The sequence below is a fragment of the Massilia sp. Masssp93 genome (genome assembly GCF_059491295.1).
Genome location: NZ_CP168502.1, coordinates 5,020,369 through 5,040,551 on the forward strand (window position 1 = coordinate 5,020,369; position 20,183 = coordinate 5,040,551).

General features: G+C 69.4%; 18 protein-coding genes. 8 read left to right on the forward strand and 10 right to left on the reverse strand.

What is annotated here, in order from left to right:
* Positions 1-60: 60 nt before the first annotated feature.
* Together ACEN9Q_RS20720 and ACEN9Q_RS20725 are read right to left on the reverse strand one after the other, a co-directional pair.
* The gene (locus tag ACEN9Q_RS20720) at positions 61-414 is read right to left on the reverse strand and encodes a hypothetical protein (RefSeq protein WP_056449697.1); all 354 of its coding nucleotides are present in this window, start codon (positions 412-414) and stop codon (positions 61-63) included.
* A gap of 87 nt (positions 415-501) precedes the next feature.
* On the reverse strand, positions 502-1,395 hold the full coding sequence (locus tag ACEN9Q_RS20725) for a LysR family transcriptional regulator (RefSeq protein ID WP_495625872.1): 894 nt from the start codon (positions 1,393-1,395) through the stop codon (positions 502-504).
* Between the two features lie 90 nt (positions 1,396-1,485).
* Here ACEN9Q_RS20725 and ACEN9Q_RS20730 point away from each other — a divergent pair, with 90 nt between their 5' ends.
* The 3 genes from ACEN9Q_RS20730 to ACEN9Q_RS20740 all read left to right on the forward strand — a co-directional run bounded on the left by ACEN9Q_RS20730 (position 1,486) and on the right by ACEN9Q_RS20740 (position 3,846).
* Entirely contained in the window at positions 1,486-1,923 is a 438-nt protein-coding gene (locus ACEN9Q_RS20730) for a PACE efflux transporter (RefSeq protein ID WP_495625873.1), read from the forward strand.
* 109 nt (positions 1,924-2,032) lie between these two features.
* Positions 2,033-2,194 (forward strand): hypothetical protein, encoded by a 162-nt coding sequence (locus ACEN9Q_RS20735; protein WP_495625874.1) that lies wholly within the window; start codon positions 2,033-2,035, stop codon positions 2,192-2,194.
* The gene (locus ACEN9Q_RS20740; protein ID WP_495625875.1) at positions 2,143-3,846 is read left to right on the forward strand and encodes an FAD-binding oxidoreductase; all 1,704 of its coding nucleotides are present in this window, start codon (positions 2,143-2,145) and stop codon (positions 3,844-3,846) included. Before ACEN9Q_RS20735 ends, ACEN9Q_RS20740 begins: the two co-directional genes overlap by 52 nt.
* A 6-nt stretch (positions 3,847-3,852) precedes the next feature.
* Here the strand turns inward: ACEN9Q_RS20740 and ACEN9Q_RS20745 are convergent, their stop codons facing one another.
* From ACEN9Q_RS20745 to ACEN9Q_RS20770, 6 genes are all read right to left on the reverse strand, one after another.
* Positions 3,853-4,776, reverse strand: coding sequence for a hypothetical protein (locus tag ACEN9Q_RS20745; protein ID WP_495625876.1), 924 nt, complete (start codon positions 4,774-4,776; stop codon positions 3,853-3,855).
* A gap of 9 nt (positions 4,777-4,785) precedes the next feature.
* Positions 4,786-8,508, reverse strand: a complete 3,723-nt coding sequence (locus tag ACEN9Q_RS20750; protein WP_495625877.1) for a tubulin-like doman-containing protein — start codon at positions 8,506-8,508, stop codon at positions 4,786-4,788.
* Between the two features lie 24 nt (positions 8,509-8,532).
* Positions 8,533-9,015, reverse strand: a complete 483-nt coding sequence (locus tag ACEN9Q_RS20755) for a hypothetical protein (RefSeq protein ID WP_495625878.1) — start codon at positions 9,013-9,015, stop codon at positions 8,533-8,535.
* Positions 9,016-9,032: 17 nt separating this feature from the next.
* Positions 9,033-10,514, reverse strand: a complete 1,482-nt coding sequence (locus ACEN9Q_RS20760; protein WP_495625879.1) for a hypothetical protein — start codon at positions 10,512-10,514, stop codon at positions 9,033-9,035.
* Positions 10,511-12,007: a hypothetical protein gene (locus ACEN9Q_RS20765; RefSeq protein ID WP_495625880.1), complete on the reverse strand. Its 1,497-nt coding sequence runs from the start codon at positions 12,005-12,007 to the stop codon at positions 10,511-10,513. Before ACEN9Q_RS20765 ends, ACEN9Q_RS20760 begins: the two co-directional genes overlap by 4 nt.
* Before the next feature lie 136 nt (positions 12,008-12,143).
* On the reverse strand, positions 12,144-12,686 hold the full coding sequence (locus ACEN9Q_RS20770; protein ID WP_495625881.1) for a DUF3828 domain-containing protein: 543 nt from the start codon (positions 12,684-12,686) through the stop codon (positions 12,144-12,146).
* 113 nt (positions 12,687-12,799) lie between these two features.
* On the opposite strand from ACEN9Q_RS20770, the gene ACEN9Q_RS20775 reads away from it, so the two are divergent.
* Positions 12,800-13,837: a M29 family metallopeptidase gene (locus ACEN9Q_RS20775; protein ID WP_495625882.1), complete on the forward strand. Its 1,038-nt coding sequence runs from the start codon at positions 12,800-12,802 to the stop codon at positions 13,835-13,837.
* Between the two features lie 58 nt (positions 13,838-13,895).
* Positions 13,896-14,735 carry a phytanoyl-CoA dioxygenase family protein gene (locus ACEN9Q_RS20780; protein ID WP_495625883.1) on the forward strand — a complete coding sequence of 280 codons (840 nt, stop codon included), beginning with the start codon at positions 13,896-13,898 and terminating at the stop codon, positions 14,733-14,735.
* 117 nt (positions 14,736-14,852) lie between these two features.
* On the opposite strand, the gene ACEN9Q_RS20785 is transcribed toward ACEN9Q_RS20780, so the two are convergent.
* The gene (locus ACEN9Q_RS20785) at positions 14,853-15,743 is read right to left on the reverse strand and encodes a LysR substrate-binding domain-containing protein (RefSeq protein WP_056449720.1); all 891 of its coding nucleotides are present in this window, start codon (positions 15,741-15,743) and stop codon (positions 14,853-14,855) included.
* 171 nt (positions 15,744-15,914) lie between these two features.
* On the opposite strand from ACEN9Q_RS20785, the gene ACEN9Q_RS20790 reads away from it, so the two are divergent.
* From ACEN9Q_RS20790 to ACEN9Q_RS20800, 3 genes are all read left to right on the forward strand, one after another.
* Positions 15,915-16,424 (forward strand): GNAT family N-acetyltransferase, encoded by a 510-nt coding sequence (locus ACEN9Q_RS20790; RefSeq protein WP_495625884.1) that lies wholly within the window; start codon positions 15,915-15,917, stop codon positions 16,422-16,424.
* A gap of 142 nt (positions 16,425-16,566) precedes the next feature.
* Positions 16,567-17,436, forward strand: coding sequence for an NmrA family NAD(P)-binding protein (locus tag ACEN9Q_RS20795; RefSeq protein ID WP_056449887.1), 870 nt, complete (start codon positions 16,567-16,569; stop codon positions 17,434-17,436).
* A gap of 209 nt (positions 17,437-17,645) precedes the next feature.
* The gene (locus ACEN9Q_RS20800) at positions 17,646-18,923 is read left to right on the forward strand and encodes a glucan 1,4-alpha-maltotetraohydrolase domain-containing protein (RefSeq protein WP_495625885.1); all 1,278 of its coding nucleotides are present in this window, start codon (positions 17,646-17,648) and stop codon (positions 18,921-18,923) included.
* 13 nt (positions 18,924-18,936) lie between these two features.
* Here the strand turns inward: ACEN9Q_RS20800 and ACEN9Q_RS20805 are convergent, their stop codons facing one another.
* Positions 18,937-20,142, reverse strand: coding sequence for a GGDEF domain-containing protein (locus tag ACEN9Q_RS20805; protein WP_495625886.1), 1,206 nt, complete (start codon positions 20,140-20,142; stop codon positions 18,937-18,939).
* Between the last annotated feature and the right edge of the window lie 41 nt (positions 20,143-20,183).

Here is a 20,183-nt window from a genome sequence, read left to right on the forward strand (position 1 = left end):
CGTCGGCGCCGACACCTTAGGTTCCCGCCTTCGCGGGAACGACGGTTTCAAGGCTACGTGCTACTTCGCCGCCTGCTGCATCTTCTCGCCGGTCTCTTCCACCTTCCTGCCGACCTTCTCGGTCGCTTCCTTCGCGCCCTCGCGCGCCTCGCGCACGGCGGCATCGGCCTTGTCGACCTGCGCCTGCACCTTGTCCGTCACCCGGTCGTTGATCTTGTCGATCTTGTCGTTGACGTGGTCGAGCTTTTCCTGGACCCGGGCGCCGGCCGCGTCGACCTTTGCCTGCGCGCGCGCGCCCGCGTCGTCGATGGCCTTGCCGGCCTGCTGGGCGGGGCCGATACCGTCGCCGCCGCGGTTGCAGCCGGCCAGCAGCAGGGCCGCCAGCAGCGTCACCGAAATGAATGTGCGATTCATGCTGCGTCCTCCTTGTCGTCGCCTTTATTGCCGAATATACACCTGTGATGCCGGCGGCGGCGCGCGGGGAACGGCAACGACCTGCCGTCAATCCTGCGGCATCCGCCACGCCGCGCGCATCAGCTCGACGTAACGCCGCGCCCCGAGGCCCAGCGGGCGCTCGCGCGACCACACGACGTCGACCCACAGGCGCAGCTGGTTGCTGATGTTATCGAACGGGATCTCGACGAGGCTGCCCGCCGCCACCAGCGGCTGCACCAGCGCGCGCGGCAGATAGGCCCAGCCGAGGCCCGCCTGCACGAGGTTCAGCGTGGCGAGATGGCTGTCGACGCGCCACACGTCGCGCGCGTGCACGAAGCGCGGATCGCGGCCCGGGCTGTCGCGGCCCGCGACCACGATCTGGCGCGCGTCGATCAGGTCTTCCAGCCGCGGCGCGCCGCCCGCCAGCAGCGCGTGCCCCGGCGCCAGCACGGCGACGAGCAGTTCGCTGCCGACCTCCTGGAACGCCTCGCGGTCGTCCAGGCGTTCGCGTTCGAACACGAGGGCCAGGTCCACGCCGCCGTCGTGCAGCAGGCGCAGGGCGTCGGCCTGCGGCGCCGACAGGACCTCCACTTCGAGCGACGGGAATTCGCGCGCCAGCACGGCCAGCGGCGCGCTCCAGCGGCCCGCGATCAGCTCCGGCACCACGGCCAGCGACAACCGGCGTTCCAGGCCGCCGTGCAGCGCGAGCGCGTCCGCCTGCAGCCGCCGCAACTCGCTGGCGACGTGGCGCGCGCGCGGCTCCAGCGCCCGCGCGGCGTCGGTCGGACGCGGATCGCGTCCGGACCGGTCGAACAGCGCCAGGTCGAGCTCCGCCTCGAGCTGGGCGATGGCCATGCTGACGGCCGACGGCACCCGCCCCAGCGCGCGCGCGGCGGCGGAAAACGAACCGTGGTCGAGCACGGCCAGGAAGATGCGCACGCTGTCGCTGGAAAACGCCATGACTTGTCAATAAAGTTGAAAGGTCCTGACTTTATACATCAAGCGCATCGATATATCCTCACGCCATCGGATTTTTTCGGGAAGCTGGACATGCAAGGCATCAAACGCAAGATCGTCTACGTCGCACTGTACGAAGCCATCGCCGTCGCCTGCACGACGGCCGGCCTGGCCGGCCTCGCGCACCACGACGCCGGCGACGCCGGCCTCGCCGCCGTCCTCGCGTCGGCCACGGCCATCGCCTGGAACGTCATCTACAACACGCTGTTCGAAGCCTGGGAAGCGAAGCAGGCCAGGGGCGGACGGAGCCTCGCGCGCCGCATCGTCCACGCCGTCGGCTTCGAGGGCGGCCTCGTGCTCGCCATCGTGCCGATGTTCGCGTGGACGCTGGGGACGTCGCTCATCGACGCCTTCATGCTCGACATCGGGCTGGTCGTGTTCTTCACCCTCTACAGCTTCGCGTTCAACTGGGCGTTCGACCGCGTGTTCGGGCTGCCGACGGCGGCGCTGGGCAGGGCCGGCGCCGCCTGAGATCGCGCGCATCCGGTTCGCCCCGCCCGCCTCCCGGTTCGCCACATTCCACTGGCCCGGGTCGTCCGGCCGGCGTAGCCTGACACGCATCGATTCCTCAGGAGACACCGTGAAACGACGATTCCTTCTCAAGGCCGCGGCGGCACTGCCGTTCGCGCTGCCGGTCGCGCTGCCGTTCACGCCCAGCGGCGCGGCGCGCGCGGCCCCCTGCGCCGGCGCGTGCGTCCGGGCGACGCCGGCTGGCCGTCCGCCGGCGCGTGGGATGGCCTGAACCACAGCGTGGGCGGCCGCCTCGTCAAGCTCGACGCGCCCTTTGCCGGCTGCGCCGCGGGCCCGGATGCGCCGGCCTGCACCGCCGCCCTCGCCCGCCTCAAGAACGGTTTCGACATGGGCGACCAGCCGAATTTCACGCACACGAGCGGCTGGCTCGACGCCTGGTCGTCGCAGCCGAGTGCGTACGCGGTCGTGGCGCGCACGGCGGCGGACGTCGCCGCCGCCGTCGATTTTGCGCGCACCCACGACCTGCGCCTCGTCGTCAAGGGCGGCGGCCACAGTTACCAGGGCACGTCCGACGCGCCGGACTCGCTGCTGGTCTGGACCCGGCACATGAACGACGTGCGTGTGGAACCGGATTTCGTCGCGCACAACTGCGGCGGCGCGCCGCAACCGGCCGTCACGCTGGGCGCGGGTGCCATGTGGATCGATGCCTACGATGCCGTGACGACGCGCGCCGGCCGCTACGTGCAAGGCGGCGGCTGCACGACCGTCGGCGTCGCAGGCCTCGTCCAGAGCGGCGGCTTCGGCAGCTTCTCGAAACGCTGGGGCACGGCGGCGGCCGGCCTGCTGGAGGCGGAGGTCGTGACGGCCGACGGCGAAGTCCGCATCGCCAACGCTTGCACCAACGCCGACCTGTTCTGGGCGCTCAAGGGCGGCGGTGGCGGCAGCGTCGGCATCATCACCCGGCTGACCTTGCGCACGCACGCGCTGCCGGCCACGTTCGGCGCCGTGTTCGGCAAGGTCCGCGCCGCCAACGACGCCGCATTCCGTGCGCTGGCCGGCAAGGTCGTCGGGTTCTACGCGGACAGCCTGTTCAACCCGCACTGGGGCGAACAGATCGTGTTCAACGGCGACAACACCGTCGACGTCTCGATGGTGTTCCAGGACCTCGACGAAGCCGCCGCCGCGCGGACATGGGCGCCGCTGCTCGACTGGCTGCGCGGGCACGACGAGTACACGTTCGAGAAGCCGTTCAAGGTGCTGGCCCTGCCGGCGCGGCACTTCTGGGATGCCGCGTTCTACCGCGAGCACGCGCCGGGCTTCATGGTCGCCGACCCGCGTCCGGGCGCGCCCGCGCACCACGTGATCTGGAAGGGCGACACCGACCAGGAAGGCTGGTTCATCCACGGCTACAAGTCGGCGTGGCTGCCGGCCGCGCTGCTCGATGCGCACCGCCAGGCCGGCCTCGCCGATGCGCTGTTCCAGTCCAGCCGCCACTGGAGCGTGGCGCTGCACTTCAACAAGGGGCTGGCCGGCGCGCCGGCGGCCGCGCTCGACGCCGCGCGCGCCACCGCGACCAACCCCGCCGTGCTGGACGCCTTCGCGCTGGCGATCATCGCGGGCGGCGACGATCCGCACTTCCCCGGCATGCCGGGCGGCGCGGTCGATGCCGCGCGCGGCCACGAACGCGCGCAGGCGATCGGCCGGGCGATGGACGCGCTGCTGAAGGCGGCGCCGCGCGCCGGGTCGTACGTCTCCGAAAGCGATTACTTCCTGCGCGACTGGCAGGATGCATTCTGGGGCGCCAACTACCCGCGCCTCGCGCAGGTCAAGCGCAAATACGATCCGGACGGGCTGTTCTTCGTGCACCACGGCGTGGGCAGCGAAGCGTGGAGCGAGGACGGATTCACGCGGCTGGGCGCATGACCGCGGCTACTGCCCGCCGTCCGCGGGCACGGCCAGCGGGTGCTCGCCGCGCGCGGCGTCGACCCGCACCTTGAGCGCGCGCGTGGCGTCGTCCTCGCCCCAGCGCTTCGTGAACGCCTGCAAGCGCGAGCGCGCCCGCTCGGCATTGCCGGCCGCCAGCGCGGATTCGACGGCGCCGCGCGCCTCGCTCCACGCACCCGCGCGCTGGCGCTTGCGCGTGCACGCGTTCGACGCCTCGTTCAGCGCGCGCTGCAACCGTTCCAGCTGCTGCGGCGTGGCGCGGCCGGCGCGCAGCGCGATCAACTCGTCCTGCGCTTCCTTGCCGCGGCAATCCCGGGCCTGCACGATGGCGGCATCGATGCGCCGGTCGATCTTCCTGGCCGACGGCTTCGCCCACAGCCACACGCCCCACAGCACGGCCAGCGCGACGATCCACCAGCGCAGGCGGATCGGCTGGCGGCCCGGCGGCTTGTTCGCGGCCGCGGGCGCGGGCGGCGGCGGCCACGGGATGCCGCGGGCGCGCTCCGGCGCGGCGGTGCCGCCGTCGACGGGACGGCCGCCGTGGCCGAAGGCGGTGGCGGACGGCGTCGGCGCAGCAGCGACCGTGGGCCCGGCCGATGCGGTGGCGGACGGCGTCGGCGCAGCCGCGGGTCTCGTCGACGCGGCGGGGACGCCGCGCACCGGCTCCGCCGCGAACCCGGCATCCGGCGCGTCCGACCACCCGGACAATCCGGCCGCCGCTTCCGCCCCGGCGGCGGCAACCGTGGCGGCAGCCGCGGCGGCCTCGCGGCGCGCGCGCCCGTCGTCCCGCGCCGGCGCGGGCGTGCCTGTCTGCTGGGCCGTCCCGCAATACGGACAGTAGTTCACGCGGCGCGGCATGCCGCGTGCGCAGGCGGCGTTGACACAGCGGTAGATCGCTTCGTCCTGCACGGCGCGTCCTTATTCCGGGTCCGGGACGTCGTCGTCCGGATCGGGAATCGCCGTGTCGACGGCCGCCATCACTTCCGGGATGTCGGCCACGAGCTTCCACTTGTCCGCGCGCGGATTCCATTGCATGTTCCAGATGCGCGTGCCCGGATCGATCTCGCCGCGCGTCAGCTGCTGCACCACTTCGTCCAGTGCGAACGGCCCGCGCTGGACGCCGCCGACGAACAGCTTGTAGCGCGCGGCGACGGGCGTGGCGCCGACGACGTACGCGGCCGGGCCCAGGTTCGGCCCGGGCACGGCATCCGGCACACCCGGCGTCGGCGCGACGACGGTCGGCGCGGCCGGCGCGTACTGCGTGCCGGGCATGGCGGGCGTGGCTGCGCGCCGCTCCAGCGCCTGCGCGGCGCGCGCGTCGGCGCCGAGGAATTCGGGGCGGATCACGCGCTTGTCGACGGGCCGCTCCACTTCCCACGCGTAGGCGTCGGACGCGGAATCGGGCACGGTCTCGGTCCACGTGTCCAGCTGGGCCAGCGCCGCTTCCACCTGGGCCGGCGACAGTTGCGGGTCGATGGACACGGCGCGCCGCATCCACTGGTCGTACAGGCGCCGCGCCGTGATGGTCGGCAGCGACGGCGACGGCAGCTGGGCGCCCGTCTCGTCCACTTCCAGCCTGGGTTCGTACACGCGCAGCTGATAGTGGCGCATCAGCGCGGCCAGCAGCGCCAGCTGGTGCGGGCCCATCGCGGCCAGGCGCTGGCGCGTCGCCGCGATCACCTGCTCGCGGTAGTAGGTGGGGAGGCCATTGGAGCGGATCGCATACTCGTTGCCGATCTGGAGCCACTCGCCCGATCCCGGCTCGACCTCGAACAGGTATTGCCCGCGCGGCTGGAACGCCGCCTCGCGGTCGCCGGCGTCCTGCTTGCGGCGCAGGACGCCCAGCGCGATCGCGGCGAGGAAGAATTCGTAGTCGTCGGCCAGCCGATTCAGTTCGTCCATCGACGGCGAGACCGGATGGCGGAAGCGCGTCGAATCGAAGTGCAGGTGCGTGGGGATCTTCGGGTTCTCGATCTGGTAGCTGGCGCGCCACGTCGGCAGGCCGCGCAGGATCGTCATCGGGTAGCCGGACAGTTCGATGTAGCACACGGCCCGTCCCGGCACGCCCGTGTTCACGACGGACACGAGGTCGCCGTGGAAGAAACCGGTGGGCACGGCGGCGCGGATCTCCGGCTCCAGCCTGCGCCACGCGGCCGGGTCGCCCACGCCGACGAAGCACTTGAACTGGTCGGCGCTGGGCGTGAACTCGGCCGAGAAGCGCGCGTTAATCCACGGCATGGCGCTCTTGATCCACTCGCTGAACACGCGGTGCCGTTCCTGCGGCGACATCGCGCCGAGCCGTTCGACGAGGGGATCGGGCAGTTCGGCGCCCGCCTGTTCGCCGGACAGCTGCAGTTGCGCGCGCCGGAACAGCTTGAGCAGGAGATCGGCGCGCAGGCGCTCGTCGCCCAGCTGCGGGAACAGGCGCGCGGAGCCGCCGAATTCGAGCAGCACCTCCTCGCTCCACGCGCTCACGTCGCCCGTCAGGCGCACGGGTTCCGGCAGCACGTCGCTCGCGAGCTTGATGTAGGTGGCATGTTCCTGGCGCGCGTCGGCACGCAGTTGGCCGATGCGCTGATCGACGGCGGCCAGCATCGACGCGACGTTGCGCCGCCCTTCCTGGAATTCGCCGGCCACGCCGCTCCAGCGCACCTGGCCGTGTTCGTCCGGCGCCTGCGGCTCGCCGAGCCAGCCGGACAGGCTTTGCATCACGTCGACCGCCTGTCCCGCCGCGACGGCCAGCAAGTGGAAGCGCAGGTAGTCGGCGATGTCGCGCTTGAGGTGGTTCATGATTTCGCGCGCCTGCGCATCCTTGCCGAACAGGCGGCCGGCCGCCTGCGTGAGGTGGTTCAGCGATTCCTCGACCTGGCGCGTGCGCAGCGCATCGCGCACGTCGCGGTAACGCTTGCCGTTGCGCTGGACGTGCGCCAGGTCGCGCTGCGCCAGGCGGGCTTTCACCTGTTCCAGCAGCGACAGCACGAATTCCAGTCCGCCCTGCTTGCGGTCGTCCAGCAGCATGTACAGGCGGCCGCGCACGTTCAGGCGCAGTTGCGCGAGCAGTTCGCCGGTACGCCGCTTGATGCGGTCCTCGCTCGTCTCGGCCGTGGCGCCGGCTTCGCGGATGGCGTCGCGCTCCAGGTCCGGCAGCAGTTCGACGACCTTTTCGCGCCACAGCTTGAGGTCGTACGACGCCATGATGCGGTCCATCTCCAGCTGCACCTTGCTCTCGACGCGCTCCAGCAGCGAGCGCTGGTCCTTGCCCTCCAGGAGCATGTCGGTGAGCGCGTATTCCTGGAACGGCGTGACGTCGACGGTGCCTTTCTTGAAATCGGGGAATTCCGTGAACGGATGCTCGGCCATGCCCATCTGCTCGCGCATGAAGGCGTCGCGTTCCTGGTCGGCGGCGCGCCGCGCGGTCGTGCCGTCGCTGGCGACGAGGCCGAAGAACGCCTTCACCATCAGGGCCGCCAGCTCGTAGGCGCGGATGTCTTCGCGCAGGCTTTGCTGGGTGTCGAGCACCGCCTGGCCGAACGCGGAATAGACTTTCGAATACGACAGGCGCATGTCGCCGAAGCGCTGTTCCGGCACGCGCGGGTTGTAGGGCCCCAGCTTGTGCTGCTGCTGGTTGACGGCGACGGAGCGCTTGCGGTTGGCGAAATCGGCCGATGCGAAATCCTCGAACAGCGTGTCGGCCACCATCTGGTACACGTCCTTCACGTCCTGCGTGGCCTTGTTCGCGAGATTCGCCGTGTCGACGAAATACACGTCGTCGAACGGCGTGCCGCGGCCGACGATGCTGTCCGGCTCCATCCACTGCACGCGCGCGTTCATGTCGCGCATGCCCGTCTCCAGCTCCATCATGGTCGCGTACGCGTTCGCCTCCGTGCGTTCCTTGTTCGCCCTGGCGTAACCGGACGGCAGGAACATCACGAGGTCCACCTGGCTGTCCGACACTTCCTGGCGCGCGACCGCCTTGGCGATCCAGCCCAGGTCGATGGCGCTGCCCGCGCCCGTGCCGCCCGCGTTGGAGGCGATGACGACGATGCGGAATTTCGACGTGTCGACCTGCAGGCCGAGGCGCTGGTAATTCTCCTTGCGCTCGATGCCCGCGTTACTGCTCAGGAAGTTCAGCGCGCCCTTGATGCGGCCGCGCAGCTTGGGGTATTTGTCGAACAGGTACAGCCGCGCGAGCGCCCGGATCTGGCCCGCGCCCTTCGATGGATCGATGCCCAGCGAGCGCAGTTTCTTCGGCCGCAGCGGCATCCAGTTCTCGATCAGCGGGAAACGCGCGAGGCTGTCGTCGGACTCGTGGTACTGCGGCAGGTCGAGCGGTTCGACGAGGCGTTCTTCGTCGGACAGTTTGACGAGCTCGAACCACGGGTCGGTGCGCTGCGACTTGCCTTCGTCGATGACGGCGTTCGCATCGAGGTCGAAGTGGAGAAAACGCGCGACCGGAAAGTCGGCGATGGAGTCGACGCGGGTCGGATGGCGGCGGTTCCACACGGCCGCGAGGATGCGCCGGCGGATGCGCATCATGACTTCCATGCCGGTGCCGCCGGCGCCGATGAACAGCGTCGGGCGCAGGTCGACTTTGAGCTCCACTTTGTTGCCGAGCGATGCGGGATCGGGAAAATCTGCCATGGTGTTCTCTTTGAAAGCGTGGCGTCAGCGGCGGCCGACGAAGAAGGCCGCGACCAGCGTGACGACGCCGACGACGACCAGCGGTCCGGTGATCGCCGGGGTCAGGTATCTGCTCGCATTGACGATGGCCAGCACCACGGCGGCGGACAGGAAGCCCATGCCGACGAACAGCAGCCAGCCCGCGCTGCCGGCCGACGACGGCGCCACGCGCTTGACGACGAGGTGGTGCACGTACGCGTTCCGCACGAAAAAGTAAATCACCAGCAGCACGACGAAGGCCACGGCGCCGATCGCCATGTCGCGCCCGGCCGTGTCGCGCAGCGGCGCCGCGCTCGTGTTGGTGGCGCCGCCGGGCGCGATCTCGACGGGCTGCGTGGCCGTGTCGGGCGTCGTCTTGGGCAGGCCGTCCTGGGGCGTGGTCGCGGCCTGGTTGGGCAGCTTGAAACCCGGGTCGGTGCCCGCGGTGTCGGGTGCGGGCTGGCTTGGCTTGGTCTGCGCGTTCTGCATGGTGTTTTCCGTTGGGTTCATCGGCCGAGCCGCACCTGCGCGCCTTCGCGCAGGTCGAGCAACTGGTGGCCGAACAAGGTCGTCTTCAGGCGGGCCACTTGATTGCCCGCCTTGTCGTAGATCGGTTGCGTGGCGCCCGCCCGCGTGTGCACGGTGCGCAGTTCGTCTTCCACGACGAGCTGCACGCGGCGCGGTCGGCCGTAGGCGTACGCGCCGCCCGCGGCGGCGGCCAGCAGCGCCAGAGCACCGCCGAGGAGCAGCACGAGCGGCCCCGCGCCGTAATGCACGTGCACCTCGACGGGCAGCACGGCCGTCGACGCCTGGATGTCGGCCGGCGGCGTGAAGATGTCGGGCAGCGGATCGCCCGGGAACAGCGCCGCCATGCGCTCGCGGAACGCCTGCGACAATTCCAGCTTCTGGTCCTGCAGGTGCAGCTCGATGCGGCCCGGCAGCACGTACGCGGACCCGGCCGACTTCAGCGCCGCCAGCGACCATTTGCCCGGCAGCTGCGCCACCGGCAGCTGCATGGTCGACGCCAGCGGTTCGGCGCGGCCGGGCGCCAGCCGCGCGACGGTGGTCGTGCGCAGCACGATCGGACGGTTCTCGCCGCCGAGCACGGAGCGCGCGGAGATGGCCGCGCCGGCGATCGTGTACGGATAAATCGTGTTCTCCAGCTGCCACAGGATCGTCGCGCCGGGCGTGCGCGCGTCGGGCGCCACGTCCGCGCGCAGGCGGCCCGCCGCGTCCATCGAGAACTCGACGCCGGGCGCGTTCTCGACCTTGCGCGGCACGAGGCGCACCGTGTCGCGGTCCAGCGGTTTCAGGCGCGCGGGCGGTTCCGTGATAACGCGCCGCACGCGCCCGGCCGCGAGCATGGCGTCGAGGGCACGCGCGCCGTCCTGGCCGACGGCGAACACATAGACCATCAGGCCATTCGCGCGGTAATGCTCGCCCGCGACCGGCATGCGCAGCGGGAAGGCGAGCGCCTTCGTGATGGCCGCGCCGCGGTGGATCAGCGCATAGAATTCGCGGTTGCGCCGGGCGGTCGCCTGGTCGTTGTTCGGGCTGTTGCGGTTGTTCGTCACCAGCCAGACGAGGCCCGGCTTCCCCTGCAGCACGCGGCTGACGGTCGTCTCGACGGCTTCGCCCAGGTCGGTGTCGGCCAGCGCCGCGCCGCCGGGCTTCTTCGCCGTTTCGAGCCCGGCCAGCGCGGCCTGCACATGCGCGGCCGTGGCGTTCGTCACCTGCTCGGACAGCAGCGCGCGCGGCGACGGCGCGCCGGGCAGCGACTGGTTGAACGCGGCCAGCACGAGCGCGTCGCCCGGCTGCGCGACGCTGCCCGCGAGGGCCGCCACCAGCGGCTTGAACGGCGAATGCGGGTCGGTGTAGAACGGCTCCATCCATCCCGAGTTCTGCACGAGCACCACTTGCGGCACGGCCCATGCGGCGCCAGTGCCGAGCAGCGCGAGGAGCCAGACGAAGAGGCGGGCGGCCGTCACGTCGGCGCGTCCAAATTCCAGCCGCGGATCCGGTTCCAGTCTGGGTGGTGCAGCCACAGGCGGTTGGCGTAGACGAAGGGCACGCATTCGAGCGGCCGCGCGAGGCGCGCCACTTCGTCCAGGATCACGTTGCGCCGGCCGATCCACTCCACCGTGGTGCGGGCGATCACGCGGTTGGCCAGCGCGTCTTCGGCGCGGCCCGTGTATTTGTGGAAGCGCAGCACGAGCCCGCTGGGCTGGCTGCGGTTGTTGTTAAAGCTGCGCAGCAGCGGCAGGACGAGGGAGTCGTCTTCGTGCTGGTCCTCGACGTGCTCGCCGGACCACGGTTCGTCGACGACCGGATGGCCGCGCCGGAACAGCAGGTTCGCGAAGCCGAGGCGCGCGCCGTCGATCGGTTCGCGCTGCGGACGTTCGGCGCCCAGTTCGAGGAAGGAGTACGACTGGCCGTCGTGCCCGATCAGCCACATGCGGCCGTCGCGGCTCAGCGTGGGGCCGCCGAGGTCGAGGCTGGGCAGCCACGTGTCCGGCCACGCGAGCCAGCGCGGCGCGTCGCCGGGACGCCACGCGAGCTGGCCCTCGCCGTGCAGCCAGAACAGCTGGCCGTCGTAGCCGATGGGCCGCGTCCAGCCGGACAGCGGCAGCGCGCCGCAATCGAATTGCGGGCCGGGCGCCAGGTCGGCGCCGAGCGCGCACAGGCCCAGCGTGCCGCCCGGGTTGCGCACCAGGACGCCCAGCTGGCGCCGCATCATGCCGGGCGCGGCGACGACGGGCGCGGCCAGCAGGGCTTGCGTGCGGCACGTCTCGCTGACCGGGTTGATGCCGAGGCGGTACAGCCCGTGCGCGGTGGGCACGAGCGCCACGTCGCCGCGGCGCGCCGGGACCTGCAGGTACGACATCGGCAGCCAGCCGTAATCGGACGCGCCGAACGCGAGATCGGCCGTGCCCTCTTCCGGCATCAGCACGTGCCAGACTTCGGCCAGCGGGTCCCAGTACTGCAGCACGCCGCGCCCCGGGGCCAGCGCGAGCAGGCGCTGTTCGGGAAAGCCGCAGGTGGCGGCCGCGAACACGCAATGGGCATTCGGCGGCGGCGGCATCGCGGCGTCGAAGCGTCCGACGCTGGGCGCGGGCGGGCGCTCCTCGAGGCTGTCGCCCAGCGCCAGCGACGTCACGGGCAAGCCATGCGGCACGTGGCGGGGCAGCAGCGCGTCCGCATACGGCCCCCACCAGTCGGGCCGGCGCTCCGGCACGGCGCCGAGCCGTTCGAGCGGACGGCCGCATTCGGGGCAGAAGGCGAACCCCTCGGGATAGATGGCCGCGTGGTCGCAGGACAGCGGCAGCGACGCGCCGAGCAGGTGCGCGCAATCGGCCAGGCGGCCGCGTGCCTGGGCCTGCCAGTCGATCCGGCCCAGGCCGTCGCTGGAGGCCAGCTCGAACTGCCCGCTGCGCTCATCCTCCAGCCAGATGCTGGTCGGCGTTTCCCATCGGTATGCCATGCGCTCCCACCGTCGATTCGTCAAAAGGGATCGCGGCCCGCGCAAACCTGGGGCCGTTATCGTTTTGGAATCATAGCGCCGCGATCAAGCCCATGGCGCCCTGTTCACGGAGTAGCGTGTGGCTGTGCTTCCGGGATCAAATGATGGATCGGCCGGGGGAACTTTCGGGCAGATCCAATGCCGCCCGGTTCACCTGGCGGATCTTCCATGTGCCGTTGTCCAGCACCATCGCCAGCACCAGTTCGTGCTTGGCGTCGCCGTCGCCGTCCAGCGTGACGAGGACGTCGGCGGCGTTGGCCTGGCGGCGCAGGGTGACGGCCTGCACGCGGCCGCGCAGCCAGGCGCCCCGGATGCGCGCCGACTGCAGGAAGTAGTCGCCCGCCGTGCGCCCGGCGCCGGTCGCCTGCAGGCGCTTGAGCAGTTGCTCGACGAGCGGCTTCGCGACGTACGTATTCAAGCGTTCGTAACGGTCGCTGAGGGGATCCTGGTCGGCGTCCAGCGTCTCCAGATACCAGCCGTAGAATTCCGCGGCCACGGCCTCGGGCGCGCGCGCCGTGGCGGCGGACGCGTGCGCGGCGCGCGGGGCCGCCGGCAGCGGTCCCGCCAGACCCGCCAGCGCGGCCGCCAGCAGCAGGCCGGCCGATTTGCGCTTGAGAAAATTTCCTTTATGAATCAACATGATGGCGCTCCTGACAGCCAGACTGTGCAGCAATCCGGCCAAGTGCTTCGTGAGCTGCCGCAAGCGTACGGGCGACGTATAATGCCGGGTTGTCCGCCCTGCCCGCCCACACCATGACGTCCACCGACACCCTGCCCGCCGCTTCCATCGACGCCGCCGCCGCGCACCTGCGCGACGTGCTCGCCATCGCGCTCGACCACACCCACGAGCGGCGCGCGCTGGTCGTGTACGACACCCGCACCGCACTGGCCCGCGGCCTCGTCGAGGCTTACCGCCGCAACGTGCCCGGCGCGACGTTCATCGACTTCGACACCGTCGCGCCCGACGCGGTGCTGGCGACCTTCCGCACGCTCGCGCCGCGCGACCTCGTCGTGCTGGTGCAGTCGACGAACTTCCGCCTGGACGGCTTCCGCCTGCGCGTGGAACTGTTCAAGCTGGGACTGAAAGTGATCGAGCACGTGCACCTGTCGCGCATGCCGGGCACGCAGGGCGAGCATTACGTCGAAGCGCTGGCCTACGATCCCGCCTACTTCCGCGGCGTCGGCCACGCGCTGAAGGCCCGCATCGACCGCGCCCGCCGCGCCGAGGTGCATGGCGGCGGCGACGTCCTCACCTTCGCCTCGCCGCTGGAAAGCGCGAAGCTGAACGTGGGCGACTACGGCGCGATGAACAACGTCGGCGGCCAGTTTCCGATCGGCGAGGTGTTCACGGAAGCGCAGGACCTGGAAGCCGTCAGCGGCCGCGCGCAGGTGCACGTCTTCGGCGATACGTCCTACCTCGTCAACCGGCCCGCGGCACCGGTCACGCTCATCGTCGACAAGGGCCGCGTCGTCGGCACGGAGAACGCGACGCCGGCCTTCCAGGAAGTCCTCGACATCATCCGCCGCGACGAGGGCGAAGTATGGGTGCGCGAACTGGGCTTCGGCATGAATCGCGCCTTCACGCGCGAGCGCCGCGTGGACGACATCGGCACGTACGAGCGCATGTGCGGCATCCACCTGTCGCTGGGCGCCAAGCACGGCGTGTACGCCAAGCCGGGCTTCAAGCGCAAGGACGCCCGCTACCACATCGACGTGTTCGTCGTGACGGACGCCGTGTACCTGGACGGCGAGCGCGTGTACGCGGATGGGGCGTGGACCGTCGCCAGTTGATCTTTCGATCGCCGCCGCCTTTCTCTACAATGGCATGGTCACTTCACCGGACCATGCCATGCTCACTACCGCACAACGCGAGCAGTACCAGCGCGACGGCTACATCGTCATCCCGAATTTCAAGAACGGTGACGAGATCGCGCGCCTGCGCGCACGCGCCGGCGAGATCGTCGACGCGTTCGACCCTGCCGAATCGCGCGCCGTCTTCACGACGCGCGACCAGGCCCGCGCCAGCGACGCCTGGTTCCTCGGCTCGGACAACACGATCCGCTGCTTCTTCGAGGAGGAAGCCTTCGGCCCGGACGGCCGGCTGAAACAGGCCAAGGCCCTGTCGATCAACAAGATCGGCCACGCCATGCATGACCTCGACCCCGTATTCGACGCCTTCACGCACGACGCGACACTGGCGGCCGTCGCGCGCGACCTGGGCCTGGAACAGCCGCAGGTATGGCAATCGATGTATATCTTCAAGCAGCCGGGCATCGGCGGCGAGGTGCGCTGGCACCAGGACGCGACGTTCTTCGATTCCACGCCGATCAGCGTGACGACGTTCTGGTTCGCGCTGGAAGACGCGACGATCGAGAACGGCTGCCTGTGGGTGGAACCGGGCGGCCACCGCGGTCCGCTGCGCGAACGCTTCCTGCGCGACGGCGACGCCGTCACGATGGAAAAGCTGGACGGCATGCCGTGGCCGGACGACAGCACGGCGGTGCCGCTCGAAGCGAAGGCCGGGGACCTCGTCTGCTTTCACGGCCTGCTGCCGCATTACAGCGCGCCGAACCGCTCGAGCGTGTCGCGCCATGCGTTCACCCTGCACGTGACGGATGCGCGGACCGCGTATTCGCCGCGCAACTGGATCCAGCGCGACGACAGCTTGCCGGTGCGCGGGTTCGTTTGATCCTGCTGGAACGGCGATATTGCCCGGTGTCGCGCCACCTGCGAAATCGGGCAACGCTTCATCGCCGGACTGCCTGGCCGCTCGTCGGGCATCGTTCTTGCGAGGCGGCTGGCCCAGTCAATCGCAACCCTTGATCCAGTGGACGAAAGCCTGCACCCGCGAGTCCCGCCGCAGATGATGGGGATAGACGATCCAGAACGCATAGGGATTTTCGAGCCTGCGCCGAAACGGCGCCACCAGGTGCCCTTGCCGGAGATCGTCGCGCACGAGCGGTTCAGGCGCCAGGGCAAACCCCTTGCCGGCCCGTGCCGCCTCGAGCGCCACGTACACGCTCGAGTACCGCAAGCATGGGTGAGATGGCGGCAGCGATGTGTTCGCAAGCTCGCACCATTCCATCCAGCCCGGCGGTTTTCCGGAAAGCTGGACAGTACTGTCGTGAATCAAGGTGTAATTCAGGACGTCGGACGATGCCGCCAGCGACGCCGCTCCGGGCAGTGCCGGACTGCAAACCGCGATCACCTCCGCACTCATCCACGCCTCGACGGTAACGCCCGGATAATTGCCGTCCCCGTAGCGTAATGCGACGTCGAAGTCGCCTTTTTCGAAACTGACGACCCGGTCATCGTCGGTCAATTCGACGGGGAACGCCGCGTGCAATGCATACTCCGCAACCCGATGCGCCAGCCATTTCGCAGCCAGGGAAGGCATCGCGGTCACCCGCAACGGCTTCGCTTCGGCATACCTGGCGGGGTCAAGGACGTCTTCCAGGGCACTGAACAGGGTGTCCAGCCTGGCAGCCAGGCGTTGCCCATCGGGCGTCAAACTGACTGCCCGGTTGTTGCGGACGAACAGCTGCGTACCCAAGTACTGTTCCAGGCGTTTTACTTGATGACTGACAGCCGTCGGGGTCACATGGAGTTCGTGCGCCGCCTTCTGGAAGTTCTCGTGCCGTGCCGCCGCCTCGAAACTGCGGGCTGCGATCAGAGGCGGATTCCGTCTTGGTCTCATGCCAATATTCTAGCAGCGTGATTTTTATTCATCCGACGAAAAAAAGCTTTCGTTTGCCTGCCCGCCGATCGGCCCATAGACTCCATTTCCCACCGAAGGAGAATCGAATGCATGCCTCACACGATAGCGTCGCGTCGCCGGCGCTCTTTATTTCGCGGAAAGGCCTGCCGCATGAATGGCATTGAGCTGCGCGCCGCGGCGCCCGACGATGCACCCGCCATGCTGGCCCTGCTGCAATCCGCCGCGCGGGAGGGCGACACGCTCCCCTTCCTCGACGGGCTCGACGCGGATTTCATCGCGTCCCAGTGGCTGCAGGCGACCGGTTGCGCAGTGGCTTGCCGCGGGGGCGCCGTGCTCGGGATGTACCGCTACGGGGCGGCCATGCCTGGCCGCGGTTCCCATATCTGCACCGGCACGTTCGTGGTCAGCCGCCATGCGCGCGGCCAGGGGATCGGGCGTGCGCTCGTCGCGCATTGCATCGATGCGGCAACGGCCGCGGGTTACCAGGCCATGCAATTCAACCAGGTGGTGAGCACCAACACCGCGGCGCTCTCGCTGTACAGGAGCCTCGGGTTCACCGAAGCCGGGTGCATACCCGATGCGTTCAGGCATGACCGGCTCGGCTATGTGCCTGCCTACATCATGTACCGGCGGCTCTTCCAGGACGCCGTCCAGGCATGAGCGCATCCGGCGAACGCTGCGGTCATTCCTGACAAGAACTGTCAGGCGCCGCGCTTAACATGGTCGCCTCGTGATCGCGCCGGAACGCGGCGACGGCGCCGCCCGGCAGGCGATCACGCACCGAACACGAAAGGAGAACGTCATGCACATCATCATCGGAGGCACCGGCCACGTCGGCTCGGCCACGGCGCGCGCGCTGTTGCGTCGCGGCGAGCCCGTCACGGTCGTCACGCGCAACGCCGGCCACGCGGCCGACCTCAGGAATGCCGGGGCGAAAGTCGCCGTGGCGGACGTGCGCGACGTGCCGGCGCTGCGCGCGATCCTGCGCACGGGCACGACCGCGCTGCTGCTGAATCCGCCCGCCGCCCCGTTCACCGACACGGATGCCGTCGAGCGCGCGAACGCCGCGGCCATCGTCGACGCGGTCACGGGCTCGGGATTGCGCAAGGCCGTTGCGGTGTCCACGTTCGGCGCGCGTCCCGGCGAGCCGTGCGGCGACCTGACCGTGCTGTTCGAATTCGAAGAGAAGCTGCGGGCACAGGCGATTCCGGTCGCGGTCAACCGCGGCGCCTATTACATGAGCAACTGGGCCGAGATGCTCGATACCGTGCGCCACCGCGGCAAGCTGCCGAGTTTCTTTCCGGCCGACGCCGCCATCCCGATGGTCGCCCCAAGCGACCTGGGCGAAGCCGCCGCCGGCAGATTGATGGAACCGGCCGACCAGGCCGACATCCGCTACATCGAGGGGCCGCGGCGGTACACGCCGCGCGACGTCGCCGACGCGTTCGCGCACGCGCTGGGCAGGCCGGTCGACGTCGAGGTGATCCCCCGCCACGCATGGGAACAGACGTTCCGGCAGCTCGGGTTTTCCGCGGAAGCGGCACGCTCCTATGCCTGCATGACGGGCACCGTGCTGGACGAGCAGGACCGCTGGCCGGACACGCCCGTGCGCGGCCCGACGACGCTCGAGGACTTCATCCACGGCGTGCTTGATCGGCGCCAAGGCAATTGAGACCGCACAAGTCGTAAGTATTAAAACTACACACTATATGCGAATTGCATTGACATGAAAATACACGTGGCTAACAATCCTCTCCGTCGGGCGCAATTAAACACCAGAACGATCGCCCGATACGTAGTAAAAGTACCTGGCTGACACGGACTTTTGCACGACCTCCGTTGCCGGCCGGGACCTTACCCGTATCACATCGGAGGAGAAGCATGAAGAAGAGCACCATCGTCGCCCTGCTCGCGGCAGGGATGATGACGTCCATGGCGGCCGCCACCCAGGCGGCCACCCCCACCCAGCAGGCCGGCGGCAGCACGGCCATCGTCCTGCAGGGTTTCCACTGGAACTCGGCCAATTATGCCGGCCCGGACTGGTACAACACGCTGCTGAACAATGTCGGCGACTTGAGCAGCATGGGATTCACCCACGTGTGGTTCCCGCCGCCGTCGGATTCCGCCGCCAAGCAAGGCTATCTGCCGCGCCAGCTGAACAAGCTCGATTCCAGTTACGGCAGCGCGGCCGAACTGACGAACGTCGTCTCCGCATTCAAGAACAAGGGCGTCAAATCGATCGTCGACGTCGTCGTCAACCACCGCGTGGGCACCACGGGCTGGTCCGATTTCACGAATCCGAACTGGACCACCTATTCGATCGTCAATAACGACGAGTGCAATTGCGGCCTGGGCGCGGCCGATACGGGCCAGGGCTTTTCCGGCGGGCGCGACCTGGCGCACACGAATGTGGGCGAAGTCCAGAACGGCATCATCAACTGGCTGAATTACACGCTGAAGCCGGTGGGCTTCTCGGGCCTGCGCTTCGACTACGTGAAAGGCTTTTCCGCCAGCTACGTCGGCCAGTACGCGAACGCGTTCGCGCCCGATTTCTGCGTCGGCGAAATGTGGCCCGACTCGTTCGACCTGAACAACCTGGACGCCAACCGCCAGGCCATCATGAACTGGATTAACGGCACCAGCAACAGCTGCGGCGCGTTCGACTTCACGACCAAGGGCATCCTCAACGACGCCCTCGCCAACGGCAATTACTGGCGCCTGAAAGCGGCCGACGGCAAGCCGCAGGGCGCCATCGGCTGGTGGCCGGCGATGTCGGTGACCTTCGTCGACAACCACGACACCGGCCCCGCCGAGAGCTGCGGCACGGGCCAGAACCTGTGGCCGGTGCCGTGCGGCTCGGTGCTGGAAGGGTATGCCTACATCCTGACCCATCCGGGCATCCCGACCGTGTTCTATCCGCACATCTACAACTGGAATCTCAAGACGCAGATCGCGGCGCTGATGGCGGCCCGCAAGAATGCGGGTGTGACGTCGACGTCCGCCGTCGCCATCCAGCAGGCCACGCAGGGCCTGTACGCGGCCATCGTCACCGGCACGACGCACCAGCTGGCGATGAAGATCGGCCCGAACAGCTGGAGCCCGGGCAGCGGCTGGACGCTGCAGACCTCCGGCAACAACTACGCCGTCTGGATGAAATGAGCGGCGCCGCGGCTCAGGCGACCACCGCCTGCAGCCGCACCACCTGGCCGCGGCCCGCGAGGTCGCGGCCATGCACGCTGACGCGGTCGCGGCCGTGCTGCTTGGCGTGGTACAGCGCCTCGTCCGCGCGGCGCAGGATGTCTTCCCACTTGTGATCCTGCCCGTCCAGCGCGGCCACGCCCACGCTGACGGTCATCGTGACCTCCTGGCCGTCGACGGCCAGCGTGGCCGCGGCCACCGCCTCGCGCAGGCGTTCGGCGATGCCGCACACGGCGCCCAGGTTTTCGCCGGCGATCAGCACCGCGAACTCCTCGCCGCCGATGCGGAACAGGGCATCGTAGCCGCGCAGCACGCGCGCCGACAGCCCGGTCACGTGGCGGATCGCCGTGTCGCCCACGTCGTGGCCGTAGCGGTCGTTGATGGCCTTGAAGTGGTCGATGTCGAACGTGATGAAGAACATGGCCGAGCCGGTGCGCCGGCAGCGGCGGAAGTCGCGCGTGGCGATGTCGTGCAGGGCGCGCCGGTTCAGCCAGCCGGTCAGCACGTCCGTCAGCGATGCGCGGCGCAGCGCCAGCGTCTGCTGATGGGTCACGATCAGCGCGCAGCACATCGTCGCCAGCGACAGGTACAGCAGCGTCGCCAGCGCGCCCGACGTGCGGACGTACTGGCCGTACGTCGGGTTCGACGGGTCGCTCGCGGCCGCGGCCATGACCGCCAGCCGCACGACCTGCTGCAGCGCGGCCAACAACTGCAACATGATGAGCGGCAGGTACGACGCGCGCACCTCGTGTTCGCCCCGGCGCCACAGCAGCCGGGCGGCGGCCAGGTCGATCGCACACACGATGGGCGTGAACAGCAGCAGCCGGGCCAGCGGCGCGCCTTGCATGACGGGCAGCGCGTGCACCGCCAGCACGCCCGACACGAGGGCCGCGCCCCATCCCCATCCGGGCGCAAGGTGCAGGTGGCGCCGGATGCCGGCCAGCATGCCGAAATGGCCGCCGATGTAGAACGCGTTGACGCAGGCGCTGACGATGATGGGGCTGGCCGGCAGGTGCAGGCCGATTGCGCCCATCATATTGCTGAAGGCAAAGAGGACGGCGGCCAGCGTCCAGTCGACGAGGCAGGTCTGGCGCGCACTGGCGAGGTAGAGCAGGCCCATGCTGGCCGCCATGGTCAGCGCCGCGAGCGCGGCAGCCACGGTAAGTGTGTACGCATCCATCTTTTCCCCTTGGTCAACGATGATGTCGTCGCCCCAACTTT